Source organism: Roseibium algae (genome assembly GCF_037783265.1).
Taxonomy (GTDB): Bacteria; Pseudomonadota; Alphaproteobacteria; order Rhizobiales; family Stappiaceae; genus Roseibium; species Roseibium algae.
On the sequence record NZ_JBAKIA010000002.1, the window covers coordinates 352,153 to 366,280 of the forward strand.

Here is a 14,128-nt window from a genome sequence, read left to right on the forward strand (position 1 = left end):
TCAAAAACGGATAGAACATGGGCCTCTTTCGAAGCATAGCCAACGCTCTAGTCAAGCCACTCGGCTACACCGTGATAAAGGCGGCCAACAGTACAAAAACCAGCAGAAGCACAATTTATAAACATGTTTCCGCTCTCAACACAGCACTCAGGAAAACACTAGGACATAATGCTCGGAAGGGCCCCTTCAAAGGCGCAAGGATCATTGATCCAGAAACCAGTCCAGTCAGTGCAGATTATGTATCCCGAGTCTTGGGTGAGTATGAGTTAGAGATCCAACCTGCAATAATCAAAGGCCTCAATGGCAATCCGGATGCCGTGATAAATATCGGAACGTCAGACGGTTACTACCTTTCGTGCGTTCGGCATCTTAATTCGAAATTACCCCTGATTGGTTATGAGATCAATCAGGACGCAAAAGCAGCCTGCAGGCGTCTCCTTGGAACCGCTTCAAATATAACACTAAAAGACGCGGTCGATCGCAGCGGTCTTGTGGAGGACCTTACTGCTTACCCAACTTCTCTTGTCATCATGGATATCGAAGGACACGAGACCATCCTCAAGGAGGTTGACCCCAATATTTTTTCGAAAGCAACACTCATAATCGAACTGCATGAGCCTCTTGCTCCAGGTATCACAGGTCAATTAGCAGAACATTTTGCCAACACTCATACGATCGAAGTCCTTGAGCAGTTTGGTCGAAATCCGTTCAAACACGATGAACTTTCCGAGTTTGATAGTTCTGAAAAATTTCTATTGTTGTGCGAATTTAGAGGAGCACATCAATCTTGGATGGTTGCAACGCCTAACTGCCCCTCCCAATAAAGCTATGGTCATGGCGACGGAACCTATAAAAATAGAATGATTGCCCGCTCAGCAAGGACTTTATTGTCCTAAGTTGAGCGGGCATTGTTTACTCTACTCCGCCGCGACCGGTGTCACGTCCGCAGGTTCCGGAGCTGTCCACTTCAGGATAGGCTTGCGGGCAGCGCTGGTTTCATCCAGGCGGCGACGAGGCGAGAGGTAAGGCGCAGCAGAGAAGCGATCCGTCTCGCCTTTGCTTGCACTCATGACCAGATCGCGCATGGTGGCGACAAACAGGTCCAGTTCGGCCCGGCTTTCGCTTTCTGTCGGTTCGATCAGCATTGCGCCATGCACCACCAACGGGAAGTACATGGTCATCGGGTGATACCCCTCATCGATCATCGCCTTGGCGAAATCGAGGGTGGTGACGCCCGTGTCCTTCAAGAATGTGTCATCGAACAACACTTCATGCATGCAAGGGCGCACGCCGAACGGCAGGCTCATGATGCCCTGCAAACCAACGCGGACGTAGTTTGCATTCAGCACTGCATCTTCCGAGGCCTGGCGAAGGCCGTCTGACCCGTGGCTCATCATGTAGCTGAGCGCGCGGACATACATGCCCATCTGGCCGTGGAAAGCTGTCATACGACCAAATGGCTGTTCACCATCCTGAGTATCAGCGTTGGTTTCGATCAGCTCAGGTCCGTTTTCACCCTTGCGGATGAACGGCAACGGCGCGAAAGGAGCCAACCGGTCTGACAAGATCACCGGTCCAGAGCCTGGACCACCGCCACCATGAGGCGTCGAGAACGTCTTGTGCAGGTTGATGTGCATGGCATCGACGCCCAGATCACCCGGGCGGGCCTTGCCGACGATGGCGTTGAAGTTTGCCCCATCGCAGTAGAAATAGGCATCAGCGGCGTGGATCGCCTCGGCGATCTCGATGATATCCCGCTCGAACAGCCCGCAGGTGTTCGGGTTGGTCAGCATGATGCCGGCTACGTTGCCTTCATGCTGGGCAATGGTCGCCTTCAGCCCGTCGAAATCAACCGTGCCGTCGTCTTTGGCACCGATGGACACAACCTTGTAGCCGAGCAATGCAGCTGTTGCCGGGTTGGTGCCATGGGCGCTTTCAGGCACGAGCACAATCTTTGGATCGCGCCCTGCAGCTGTGTGCGCTGCCTTGATCGCCATCATGCCGCACAGCTCACCATGGGCACCTGCCTTGGGGCTCATGGCCACTGCAAATGTGCCAGTCATGGTCATCAGCCAATGAGCCAGCTCGTCGATCAACTCAACAGCGCCGGGGACCGTAGACAGTGGCTGCAGTGGATGAATGTCACCGAAGCCTGGAAGCCGCGCCATCTTCTCGTTGAGGCGTGGATTGTGCTTCATGGTGCAGGAGCCAAGCGGATAGAGACCGCTGTCAATGGCGTAGTTGTTACGCGACAGGCGCACGTAGTGGCGCATGGCTTCCGGCTCAGCGAGGCCCGGCAACTCCAGCGTATCCTTGCGATCATGACCGCCAAGTTCGGAAACGAAATCATCAGGCACATCCAGATCAATGCCAGTGACGTCATAACGACCGAATTCGAAAATCAGCGCCTCTTCCATGTCGAGGCCACGATTGCCAGTGAACGTCTTCGGCGTGAAGCTCGGCGCGTTTTCAGTTGGCGCGCTTGGGCGGCCTTGTGTGTTCATGCTCATGCCAACACCTCCTTCAACGCAGCCACAAATGCGGCGCGGTCGTCATCTGTGTTCACTTCGGTGTTTGCCACGACGAGCAGGTTCTCAAGTTCGGGCTTGCCTGGCTCCAGGCGCGAAACCGGCACACCGGCCAAGACGCCCTTTTCGGCAAGCGCTTCGACAACACTATGGGCCGCTTTGGGAAGCTTGACAGTGAATTCGTTGAAAAACGCGCTGTTCAGAACCTCAACACCGGGCACACCAGCAAACCCTTTTTTTAACTGGACCGCATTGGCATGGCAGATCGTTGCCAGTTGCGTCAGGCCCTTGCTGCCCAGCAGCGACATATGGACGGAGAACGCCAGACAGCACAGACCGGAGTTGGTACAGATGTTTGAGGTCGCCTTGTCGCGACGGATATGCTGTTCGCGGGTCGAGAGCGTGAGTACGAAGCCGCGCTTGCCATCGGAATCAACGGTCTCACCGCACAAGCGGCCCGGCATCTGGCGAATGTATTTCTGCCGTGTGGCAAAGAGGCCAACGTAAGGACCGCCGAAGTTCAAGCCGTTGCCGATGGATTGGCCTTCACCAACGACGATATCCGCGCCTTGGGTTCCAGGTGGCTCAATTAATCCGAGAGAGACAACTTCTGTGAAGACGGAAATCAGCAGCGCGCCACATTCATGCGCCTTTTCGGCAATCGGCTTCAGGTCGATCAACTGGCCATAGAAGGACGGCGACTGAACCACAACGCAGGACGTATCCTTATCGATCTGCGCCAGAATGTCTTCCGTGCCAAACGGGTCAGCTGGCAGCGAGACAACGTCGTCGCTGGCCATGTTGGACAGGCCTTCGACAACTTCACGATATTGCGGGTGCAGACCGCCGGACAAGACAGCCTTTTGGCGTCGCGTGACGCGATGAGACATCAGCACGGCTTCGCCGGTGCCGGTCGAGCCGTCGTACATGGATGCATTGGCAACATCCATAGCAGTCAATCGGGCAACCTGGGTCTGAAACTCAAACAAATATTGCAGAGTGCCTTGGGTGATTTCCGGCTGATACGGCGTATAGGACGTCAGGAACTCGGATCGCTGGATCAGGTGATCAACGGTCGCGGGCACATGGTGCTTATAGGCCCCTGCCCCGACGAAAAACGGCACGGATCCAGCCGGAACATTCTTTGCAGCCAGAGCGGACAGCTGCCGTTCGACCTGCAATTCACCAGCGCGGCGCGGCAGATCAAGCAGCTCATTCAGGCGAGCCTTTTCAGGAATATCAGCAAACAGATCGTCAATGCTGTCCACACCGACGCGGGCCAACATATCGGCGCGATCGGTTTCGGAGAGGGGCAAATAGCGCATGTCTTGCAGCTCTTTATGTTATGCCGGGATCAGGCGCAGAGGCTCCGGCGCAATCTCGATCTCGGTCTTGACGGAATTGGCGATGAAACACAGTTCATGCGCCTTTTCATGCAGGTCGGCGAACAAACTCGGATCCGGGGCAACGTCAGTCCGCAGGATAATTTCCGGTCGCAGGATCACCTTGGTCACCGCCATCTTGCCTCGGCCAATCCGGGTCATGATGCCTTCGGCCTTGTCGCGGTAGCCTTCAACCCGGTACTTCGAAAGGCGTGCCATATCGATAAATGTCAGCATGTGACAGGACGACAGGGACGCAACAAATGCCTCTTCCGGATCCACGGCATTTTGATCAGAAAATGGCAATGGAACGACAGAAGGCGAAGCAGATGCGGGCACTTCCACACCGCCGTCAAAACGCCAAGTATGGGCCCGCGAGTATTTGCCCTTGGCAAAGTCCTCGCCTTCGAGCTGCCATATGACTTCGGCGGTGTAGAGGTGCCCGGGCATCTCAGAGCCCCGCGACTAAGGTCTTGTATGCTGCTTCGTCCATCAGTTCGGACAGCTGATCCGCATTGGAAAGCTTGATCTTGACGAACCAGGCTGCGCCTTCAGGGTCTTCGTTGACCTTGGCAGGTTCGTCAGCAAGGACTACGTTGGCTTCAACAACCTCTCCATCGAGGGGCGCGTAGACTTCCGATGCGGCCTTGACTGATTCCACAACAGCGGCTTCATCGCCCTGTGCGAGCGTCTTGCCAACATCCGGAAGTTCTACATAAACAACATCGCCGAGTTGTTCCTGAGCATATGCGGTGATGCCAACAGTGGCGATGTCGCCTTCAACGGCAATCCACTCGTGGTCTTTGGAGAAATAGGTGGTCATGTTTGCGTCCCGGTAGTCTGGATTAAGGATCAGGATTTTGGTTTGCGATAATAGCGGTTTGGCACGATCGGCATCTCGACAACTTCCGCTGCCAGGCTCCGTCCCCGAACCACAAGACTGAGTTTGGTGCCAACGGCTGCGTGACCTGCCGAGACATAGCCCATGGCAATCGGCGCACCGACGCTCGGCGCAAATCCGCCAGATGTCAAAGTGCCCACAGGCGTGCCATCAAGTTGTTGAATTTCAGCGCCCTCACGGGCAGGTGCCTTGCCGTCCAGCTTCAGGCCGATGCGAACACGGCCCGGACCGTCCTTGAGTTCAGCCTGAATGCGCGCAGCACCTGGAAAACCGCCATTCTCACGGCGGCGCTTCTGCATGCAAAAGGTGATTGCGCCTTCAACAGGCGATGTGGTTTCGTCCAAGTCGTGGCCATAGAGGCAAAGCCCGGCTTCCAGGCGCAGACTGTCACGCGCGCCAAGACCAATAGGTTCGACACGGTCATCAGCCAGCAATGCGCGGGCAATCGCCTCTGCAGCTCCTGCTGGCACTGACATTTCGACGCCATCTTCGCCGGTGTAACCAGCGCGCGCGATATGACAGGCAATGCCGTCAAATTCCATAAAGTCGCCAGACATAAAGCCGAGATCTGCAGCAGCTGGCGCATGAGCTGCAACAACTTCAACAGCTTTAGGACCCTGAACGGCAATCAGCGCCTTGTCTGTGAAAATTTCCAGGCGAACATTGTCGGGAAGACCAGCTTCCAGCAACGGGTAATCAACATGTTTGCGCGCAGCATTGACCACTAGATAGAGGCGGCCATCCTGGCTTTCATCCAACGGGCGGCTCACCATCAGATCATCAACAATGCCGCCCTCAACATTCAGCAGAACCGAATAACGCTGCTTGCCACGGCCCAGCTCGACAAAATTTGACGGGGCCAGCGCCTCAAGAGCCAGGGCTGTGGTTTCATGATCCGGACCGATCAGAACCGCCTGCCCCATATGAGAGACATCGAACAGGCCCGCACTGTCGCGCGTCTGAAGATGCTCTTTCATAATACCAGCAGGATACTGCACAGGCATGTCGTAGCCCGCGAATGGCACCATACGCGCCCCAAGTTCCAAATGAAGATCGTGAAGGGGGGTCTTTTGAAGGTCGCCTGCAGCGTCCGGGTCAGCCATATAAGTCCTCAGAATCAAGGTTGCACGAGAACACACCTCAGTAAGGTTGTGTCCGTGCCCCCTCTGTCCGAGTACCTGAGAGATTTCCCGCCCCACGCCTTAACGCAAACCGGTTACTCCTTCGGTGAGCTGCTCCAGTTCGCCAAGGCGAACCGGTTAACTGCTTTCCAGAGCGTTGATATCCTAGCGGTCCTTTTGCCTGAGAGTTTCCGGGGCGGTTGCTCCTTCGGCGCCGGTCTATCTCGCCCGGCCTCTCCCGCTAGGGAAAACGGAAGGTGTATCCTTCCAATTGACCCGACAACGACCCGAGCCAACATTCGGCATCATCCATCGCAGCAGCACGCTTGTCAATAAGCGACGCTGCTCATTAGATCAGCATTGGTTATCAGCGACGCTTGCCCTCGTCGAACCCAAAGATAATCTTCATTTCCTGATTACGTGGCACAACGAACTTGTCTTCAATCAAAGTCCAAGCTTCGCTTGGAGAATTTTCTCCGATCGTCACCGGAACGGAAAGAACCTCGGAATAGAGCGGCTTTGCGTTTTCACCACTTGGCACGATTGCAACACGCAATGGCAGAGTCACCTCGCCGCCACGCCACGCAGGACCAGGTGTCACATCACCGGACAAGCCAATTTTGATTCGGGTCTGGTCGGAACCTTCACGTGTGCAATCACGTGCCCATTCATCCACAGTCGCTTGATAGAGTAGATTTTCGGGCGTTTCTTCTTTCCGATTGGCGAATTTCATAATCAGATAAGTGTCGGTTTGCATCCGAATCGGAGGGCAATAAACATCCGCTGCAAAGGCATCCGGATTGACTTGAATCGGCCCCTTGCCGCTGGTCGTAATCTGGTTGATCCAACTTTTGGAGGTAGATCCTCCGCTGGATGAGAGCTCATTGGAACTGCTCATGCAGCCTGCAAGAAGGCCAATGCATAGGGCTCCGGCAACAGCCGGTCTAGAGCCGCGCTTAACCACAGTTTCAACAACCTTACTCATAATACACCCGTATGATTCCAAATGCGCTTTTGCTGAGCTACATAGCAGGTCAGACAAACCTTGGCGAGACTGAGGCTTTCACGCTTTAAGTTCCACCTTGACAGCTCCCCGCTAGCCCCCCTTATAGCAGACGAATGACAGTTCAAGGCTCCAACATGATCGCCACAGTTTCTGACAAACCAGCCCTTACCGTTCATTTGTGCGCCCCACGCGGGTTTTGCGCAGGCGTTGACCGCGCAATTCAAATCGTGGAGCTTGCGCTGGAGAAATACGGTAGCCCTGTTTATGTGCGCCACGAGATCGTCCATAATAAATTTGTTGTCGATAGCCTAAAAGACAAAGGTGCCATCTTTGTCGAGGAGCTGGAAGAAATTCCAAGCGATGACCAGGATCGTCCGGTGATTTTCTCCGCGCATGGTGTTCCAAAATCCGTGCCTGAAGATGCTCGCGCGCGAAACATGTTCTTCCTGGATGCAACCTGTCCACTTGTGTCCAAGGTTCACAAGGAAGCTCAAATCCACGAGCGCCGCGACCGTGAAATCCTGCTGATTGGACACACTGGCCATCCGGAAGTCATCGGCACGATGGGTCAGCTCGCCGAAGGTACAGTAACCCTGATCGAGACCGAGGATGATGCCCGCAATTTCATTCCGAAGACGGATCGCCAACTTGCCTTCATTACCCAAACAACTCTGTCCGTCGACGACACTGCCGGGATCGTTGAAGTCTTGCGCCAGCGGTTCCCCGACATTGTCGCCCCGCACAAGGAAGACATCTGCTACGCTACGACAAATCGGCAGGAAGCGGTAAAAGCTGTTGCTCCTCTTGTTGAAGCCATGATTGTGGTGGGTGCGCCCAACTCATCAAATTCACAGCGCTTGCGGGAAGTCGCCGAGCGCTCTGGCTGCCGCGTGTCCTCTCTGATCCAACGAGCGAGCGAAATCAATTGGTCTGACTTTGATAAGATCACAACCCTCGGGCTGACCGCTGGAGCATCGGCTCCAGAAACCCTGGTCGAGGAAATCATCGAAGCGTTCCGCCAACGATTTGACGTCACCGTCGAATTGGTACGCACCGCAAACGAAACCATCTCGTTCAATCTTCCCCGCGAATTGCGAGAATACCCAAGCCCGACCCCAACGGCTGCAGAGTAACTTCATATGGCTGTATACACGGACGTTGCCGACGAAGAGCTATCCGCCTTCATCGCCACATATGACATCGGCCAGCTGTTATCCTGCAAGGGCATTGCAGAAGGGGTCGAGAACAGCAATTACCTGCTGCACACCGAAGGTGGTTATTTCATCCTCACGCTCTATGAGAAGCGTGTGAACCCCAATGATCTGCCATTTTTCCTGAACTTGATGCAGCACCTGTCGTCTAAAGACCTTTCCTGCCCGATCCCTGTCGCCGCGCAAGATGGTAAGTTGCTGAGCGCACTTGCTGGCAGACCAGCTGCACTCGTCACCTTTTTGGATGGAATGTGGGTCAAGCGCCCTAAACCTGAGCATTGCAGCGAACTTGGCCGCGGCATGGCCAACTTGCATGTGGCTGGCGCAGACTTCGACATGCAGCGCCCGAACTCTCTGGCGGTCGCCGACTGGCGCCCCCTTTTCGATCAGTGCAGCGCGCGTGCTGATACCGTTTTCCCCGGTCTTGCAGCGGAAATTGACAAAGAACTGACACATCTGGAAAGGGTCTGGCCAAAAGGCCTTCCAAGCGGCGTCATTCATGCCGACCTTTTTCCGGACAATGTCTTCTTCTTGTCCGACAAACTCTCCGGGCTGATAGACTTCTATTTCGCCTGCACAGACGCCTTGGCCTATGACGTTGCGATCTGTCTCAATGCCTGGTGCTTTGAACACGATGGCGCATTCAATGTGACCAAGGCCCGCGCCATGTTGAATGGATACACCAAGGTTCGCCCCCTCAGTGGCGCGGAGTATGAAGCTCTGCCGATTCTGGCGCGCGGATCTGCATTACGGTTCTTGCTGACGCGTCTCTATGACTGGCTGAGCGTTCCTGAGGGTGCACTTGTCACGCCCAAGGATCCGTTGGAATACCTTAAGAAACTGCGCTTTCATCAAGATGTTGACAGCATTGAATCCTATGGGCTGGAACCATGACCGACACCAACCGCGTTACAATATATACCGACGGCGCATGCTCCGGAAACCCGGGTCCGGGTGGCTGGGGTGCAATCTTGCGCTTTGGTGAGCATGAGCGCGAACTGTGTGGCGGAGAGGCTGAGACAACCAACAACCGTATGGAGCTGACAGCAGCGATTGAATCGCTGAGCTCCCTCAAACGCGCTTGCGAAGTCGATCTTTATACAGACAGCACTTACGTGCGCAGCGGCATCAAGGAATGGATGGCTGGATGGAAGCGCAAGAACTGGCGCACTGCCGCTAACAAGCCTGTCAAAAACGTTGAGCTATGGAAAGCACTGGACGAGGCCCGCCAACGCCACGATGTGACTTGGCATTGGGTCAAAGGCCATGCGGGTCATCCTGACAATGAACGGGCTGATGAATTGGCCCGCAAAGGCATGGCACCTTTTAAGCCTGGTTATGTCCCCGGCGATCAAGGGGATGACGCGTGAGACCTTTCTGGTCGCTCCCCCCCTCCTTTGCTGATCTGGCGCCGGAGGCCAAAGACAAGAGAATTCTCATTGTCGCCAATCCGACCAGTGGCGGCTATAGACCCAAGAACCTTGAGAAAATATTAGGTTACCTGAAAGAGGCCGGATGCCAGGTCTCCATCAGACTTACGACACGTGCTGGTGAAATTGGCGACATCGCGTCAGACACCAACCTTGCCGTCAATCTTCTTGTAATTGCAGGCGGCGATGGCTCCGTAAATGAAGCGCTCACCGGTTTTCAGAACAACGCAGCTGCGCCCGACCTTGCTGTCATTCCAAGTGGCACCGCCAACGTACTGGCGCACGAGTTGGGGCTGCCAAAACGCCCTGCCGCAATTGCCCGCGCAATCTTGAACCACCGGACCCAACCTCTGCACTTTGGACTGGCGAATGGGCGTCCATTCGTGCTGATGGCCTCAGCAGGCTTTGATGCGGAAGTGGTTCATGGCATACCGCTGGCTCTGAAACGTAAGTTTGGCAAACTTGCCTATGTCTATACCGCGCTCAAGATCGGCATGACACGGCGGAGCTCAGATTTGACCATCGACGTGGATGGAGAGCACCTTACAGGCAAGCTCGCAGTTGCCACCAACGGACGATTTTACGGCGGCCCTTTTGTTGTTTGCCCTAATGCATCCGTCACCACGCAGGGTCTGCATGTGCTCGTGCTGAAAAAGGACGACCCGGTCTCCGCATTGAGGTTCGGCATCGCTCTTATGGTTGGGCGGGTGCACAAGGCCAAGGGCGTGACTGTGACTGCCTTCAAAAAGGCCCGCTTTCTGGCTGCGAACCCCGTTGCAGCACAAATCGACGGCGATCCATTCGGCGCAACTCCAGTCATACTGGAGGCAGCTCAAGACAACCTAACAATCGTTGTGCCTTAGGTTGAGGACTCATTCAAGACCATGCAATGACGATTGAAACGAGAGCAAGGGCGGCGTTTCCGGATTTTCAAACCAGCAGTTAACCGCGCGGTGTTTAAGAAGGCTCGGCTTCCGTTTCCGTTTCTGCTGGAATGCTACGCAGCAATTTTGTCGCCTCGGCTCCAGGCATAGGCAGACCGAAGAAAAAGCCTTGGGCGTATTGGCAGCCGAGCTGATAAAGCTCCAGCGCGTCCGCCTCGTTCTCGGCCCCTTCTGCCACAACGGACATTCCCAGATCATGGCCCATCGCCACAATAGAACGAAGCAGAACCGGGCGTGTGGCCTTGCCATCCGCCTTAACGAATGACTGGTCTATCTTGATCGTATCAAAAGGAAAGCGCTGCAAATAGGACAGCGAAGAATGCCCCGTACCAAAGTCATCAAGGGAGAGACCAGCCCCCAATGCCCGCAGTCGCTCCAGAACCTTGGCCGAATACTCCGGGTTGGACATCACAAGAGACTCTGTCAGCTCCAGCTTCAAGGTGCCTGTCGCAAGAGAAGACCGTGACAGGACCGCTTTCACTTCATTGATCAGGTCATGCTTCAAGAGTTGTCGCGATGACATGTTTATGCTGACGAACAACGGCTTTGTCATCGGGAATTCTCGCTGCCAGGCAGAAAGCTGCTGTGCGCCCTTGTCCAGCATATAGGTCCCGAGTTCATTTATCAGGCTGGATTGCTCAGCAACCGGAATAAAGTCAGACGGAGCAATCTTGCCGCGCTTGGGATGTGTCCAACGGGCCAGAACCTCGAACCCGGCAATCGATTGGTCTTCAAGACGAATAATCGGTTGGAAGAAGACGCCTAGCGTCTCCTTCTTGATCGCCTCGCGCAGATCACTTTCTATATCGACAACATTTTTACCCAGCGGGCGCAGGATTGGACGGTAAACTTCCTGCCTATCGCCGCCGAGGCGCTTTGCATGGTTCAAGGCAATTTCAGCATTGGTGACAAGATCTTCGACGCTCTGCTTTTCGCCTTCGTAGAGTGCTATGCCGACCGAACAGGTCAGGAAAATCTCGCGGTCACCAAAGGTGATGGGAGCACGCACGGCCTTGCGCAGGGAATCTGCCAGCGTCACAACACGATCCGGCTCCTGCTCAGACAATAACACCAGGCCGTATTGATCGCCATTGACCCTGGACAAGGCGTCCTGCTGACCAATCAACCGCCCCAAACGGCGGGCCACAGTCAAGAGAATGCTATCACCAGCAGACAGGCCAATGCTGTCATTCACCTGCTTGAAACGGTCAAGATTGATCACCAGAACCGCCGGCTTGGTGTTTCCCTCAGCGCGCGAACGTGCAAGTGCAGTTCCCAGACGGTCCATAAAGAGTTCGCGGTTCGGCAACCCGGTCAGATTGTCATGAACGGCATCATGTAGCAGACGCTCTTCTGCCGTGCGCTCTTCTGTAATGTCCAGCAAAGTCCCGACACAGCGAATGACTTCGCCATCCGAACCAACGATTGGACGTGCACGCAGCCGAAACCAACGAAAATGACCATCTTCTGACCTCAAGCGGAAATTCTGCTGAATGCGGCCCCGGCGCTGATCAATCACGGCGTCCAGAGTTGCGCGAAAGCGATCGCGGTCCTGAGGATGCAGGACCTCAAGCCAGTCACGGGCTGCGCCATCAAGAGTTCCATGACGGAGGCCTAAAAGATCCTCGACTTCATTGCCTGTGTAGATGCGATCCCGGTCGACGTCCCAGTCCCAGATGATGTCTCCAGAACCGGTCAAGGCCAGCGCCCGTCGTTCCACGTCGGAAATCAAACCTTGGGCAATTGCACCGCCAGCGAACGCATGTTGCATGACCGTGAAGCCAATCAACAAGACGATCAGTACCAGACCTCCACCGAGAGCTGGCTGGACAATGTCATTGGCAATTGCACCGGTCACCGTCAACGCCGAGCCAGTCAGCCAGGCAATCAAAAGGAACCAGGTGGGTATCAGCATGATCGCCCGGTCATAGCCCTGGAAGGCCAACACCATGATCGTTGCAAAGCCAAGCACACCTATGATGCCCAAAGACAGACGTGCAATGCCAGCTGCGATGGAAGGGTCCCATACAGCTACACCAAGCAAACCCAGAAGCAGAACGAGTGTCGTCAGTGCAAGATGGCTGTAATGAACATTCCAGCGATTCAGATTCAAATAGGCATAGAGGAAGATGATCAAACTCGCCGCCAGCATGACCTCGGCGCAAGCGCGATAAAGCTGATCATCTCCTTGGGTCAGATTGAACACCCGGCTAAAGAAGCCAAAATCTATACACAAATACGCAAGAACGGCCCAGGCCAGTGATGCCGTTGCCGGGAACATCACGGTTCCCTTGACCACGAACAAAATGGTCAAAAACAGCGCAAGAAGACCTGAAATACCAAGAATAATGCCGCGATAGAGCGTGTAGGCGTTGACTGTTTCCTTGTAGGTATCAGGCTCCCAGAGGCGGAACTGCGGCAATTCCGGTGTTGTCAATTCAGCGACAAAAGTCACGATTGCGCCAGGATCCAGGGTGATCAGGAAAACATCAGCTTCCAGGCTTTTTTGCCGCTCTGGGGCGATACCCTGACTGGGCGTGATTGACGCTATTCTTGATGAGCCGAGATCCGGCCAGAACATTCTGGAACCGACGAGGCGGAAGTAGGGAGCAACCAGCAACCGGTCAATCTGCTCATCACTTGTGTTGGCGAGAGCGAAGACGGCCCAGTCGGTGTTCTCCCCCGTACGTGAGGCCACCTCAATCCGGCGAACGATCCCATCTGCGCCCGGTGCCGTAGACACCTGAATACGTGCGCCAGTCCCGTCATGGATCTCTATGGCATTGGTTAGATCCAGAGCATCAACGTCCAGCGGAACCTGGATCGGTTCAACAGCGCGCGCCTGATCGACTGCGAAAAAACTCAGCAGCGCAATCAACAAAATAACGAGGCTTTTGACAGTGCCTCCGAGCTGTTCCGGAATTACTTTCGACATGGTGCGAAGAAATACCGGGTTGCGTTGCATGTCACAAGAAATCTTTCAGCTTGCCCCCGTAAGAAAGCGGGAGGTCAGAATACGTTGAGGTCAGATCTGAAGAGAGGCAGCCGAACAGTATGTGGTCCTGCCAAGTTCCATTGATCAGTAAATATTTTCTCGCATACCCTTCGCGCTCAAATCCGGCTTTTTGAAGAAGCTTGATCGATGGTGCGTTGGAAGGCAGGCAGGCCGCCTCGACACGATGCAATCCGAGCACATCAAAACAATAGGGCAAGACGGCTGAGACGGCAGAAGACATATGGCCTTTTCCTGCATGACATACCCCCATCCAGTAGCCAAGGGTTACGCTTTGGCTTACGCCCTTGCGAATGTTCGACAACGTCAAACCACCTAGGATTTCATCTGTCTCGGCGCAGAACAGAAAGAACGGCTGACTTCTCCCACTGCGCCTGTCCCGCGCATAGCGGCGGAGGCGACGACGAAAACCCGCCTTGGTCAAATCATCTGCCGGCCAAATTGGTTCCCATGGGCGAAGGAATTCCCGGCTCTGAGCCCTCAGCCCAGCCCACGGGCCAAAATCACCCATTGTAGGTGGCCGCAGGTAATGAGAGCCGGTTTCGATCCTTGGATCAGCGTCGAAGGAAAGGGTTGGTCGCAACAAGGACAT

Annotated in this window: 13 protein-coding genes and 1 riboswitch; of the genes, 5 read left to right on the forward strand and 8 right to left on the reverse strand. The window is 54.9% G+C overall.

The features are described 5' to 3' along the window. Positions 1–17: 17 nt before the first annotated feature. Positions 18–824 (forward strand): hypothetical protein, encoded by an 807-nt coding sequence (locus V6575_RS05315; protein WP_340273088.1) that lies wholly within the window; start codon positions 18–20, stop codon positions 822–824. 93 nt (positions 825–917) lie between these two features. Here the strand turns inward: V6575_RS05315 and gcvPB are convergent, their stop codons facing one another. From gcvPB to V6575_RS05345, 6 genes are all read right to left on the reverse strand, one after another. Then, positions 918–2,510, reverse strand: coding sequence for an aminomethyl-transferring glycine dehydrogenase subunit GcvPB (gene gcvPB / locus V6575_RS05320; protein WP_340273090.1), 1,593 nt, complete (start codon positions 2,508–2,510; stop codon positions 918–920). Beyond that, a complete protein-coding gene (gene gcvPA, locus V6575_RS05325; protein ID WP_340273091.1) occupies positions 2,507–3,853 on the reverse strand; it encodes an aminomethyl-transferring glycine dehydrogenase subunit GcvPA in 1,347 nt (448 codons plus the stop codon). The genes gcvPB and gcvPA overlap by 4 nt, the downstream gene beginning before the upstream one ends. 18 nt (positions 3,854–3,871) lie before the next feature. Further along, the gene (locus V6575_RS05330; protein WP_340273093.1) at positions 3,872–4,360 is read right to left on the reverse strand and encodes an OsmC family protein; all 489 of its coding nucleotides are present in this window, start codon (positions 4,358–4,360) and stop codon (positions 3,872–3,874) included. A gap of 1 nt (position 4,361) precedes the next feature. Further along, positions 4,362–4,733: a glycine cleavage system protein GcvH gene (gene gcvH, locus V6575_RS05335; RefSeq protein ID WP_340273094.1), complete on the reverse strand. Its 372-nt coding sequence runs from the start codon at positions 4,731–4,733 to the stop codon at positions 4,362–4,364. Positions 4,734–4,762: 29 nt separating this feature from the next. After that, positions 4,763–5,914, reverse strand: coding sequence for a glycine cleavage system aminomethyltransferase GcvT (gene gcvT / locus V6575_RS05340; protein ID WP_340273095.1), 1,152 nt, complete (start codon positions 5,912–5,914; stop codon positions 4,763–4,765). A gap of 177 nt (positions 5,915–6,091) precedes the next feature. Continuing rightward, positions 6,092–6,183, reverse strand: a riboswitch (glycine riboswitch). Between the two features lie 116 nt (positions 6,184–6,299). Continuing rightward, a complete protein-coding gene (locus V6575_RS05345; protein WP_340273096.1) occupies positions 6,300–6,917 on the reverse strand; it encodes a hypothetical protein in 618 nt (205 codons plus the stop codon). A gap of 134 nt (positions 6,918–7,051) precedes the next feature. Here V6575_RS05345 and ispH point away from each other — a divergent pair, with 134 nt between their 5' ends. From ispH to V6575_RS05365, 4 genes are read left to right on the forward strand one after another with little or no spacing between them, the layout of a single operon-like run. Next, the gene (gene ispH, locus V6575_RS05350; RefSeq protein ID WP_422785520.1) at positions 7,052–8,071 is read left to right on the forward strand and encodes a 4-hydroxy-3-methylbut-2-enyl diphosphate reductase; all 1,020 of its coding nucleotides are present in this window, start codon (positions 7,052–7,054) and stop codon (positions 8,069–8,071) included. A gap of 6 nt (positions 8,072–8,077) precedes the next feature. After that, positions 8,078–9,043 (forward strand): homoserine kinase, encoded by a 966-nt coding sequence (gene thrB / locus V6575_RS05355; RefSeq protein WP_340273097.1) that lies wholly within the window; start codon positions 8,078–8,080, stop codon positions 9,041–9,043. Further along, positions 9,040–9,519, forward strand: a complete 480-nt coding sequence (gene rnhA / locus V6575_RS05360; RefSeq protein WP_340273098.1) for a ribonuclease HI — start codon at positions 9,040–9,042, stop codon at positions 9,517–9,519. The genes thrB and rnhA overlap by 4 nt, the downstream gene beginning before the upstream one ends. Beyond that, positions 9,516–10,442, forward strand: coding sequence for a diacylglycerol/lipid kinase family protein (locus tag V6575_RS05365; protein WP_340273099.1), 927 nt, complete (start codon positions 9,516–9,518; stop codon positions 10,440–10,442). The genes rnhA and V6575_RS05365 overlap by 4 nt, the downstream gene beginning before the upstream one ends. Positions 10,443–10,536: 94 nt before the next feature. On the opposite strand, the gene V6575_RS05370 is transcribed toward V6575_RS05365, so the two are convergent. Both V6575_RS05370 and V6575_RS05375 read right to left on the reverse strand, forming a co-directional pair. Next, positions 10,537–13,458 carry an EAL domain-containing protein gene (locus V6575_RS05370; protein ID WP_340273100.1) on the reverse strand — a complete coding sequence of 974 codons (2,922 nt, stop codon included), beginning with the start codon at positions 13,456–13,458 and terminating at the stop codon, positions 10,537–10,539. 31 nt (positions 13,459–13,489) lie between these two features. Continuing rightward, positions 13,490–14,128 carry a GNAT family N-acetyltransferase gene (locus tag V6575_RS05375; RefSeq protein WP_340273101.1) on the reverse strand — a complete coding sequence of 213 codons (639 nt, stop codon included), beginning with the start codon at positions 14,126–14,128 and terminating at the stop codon, positions 13,490–13,492.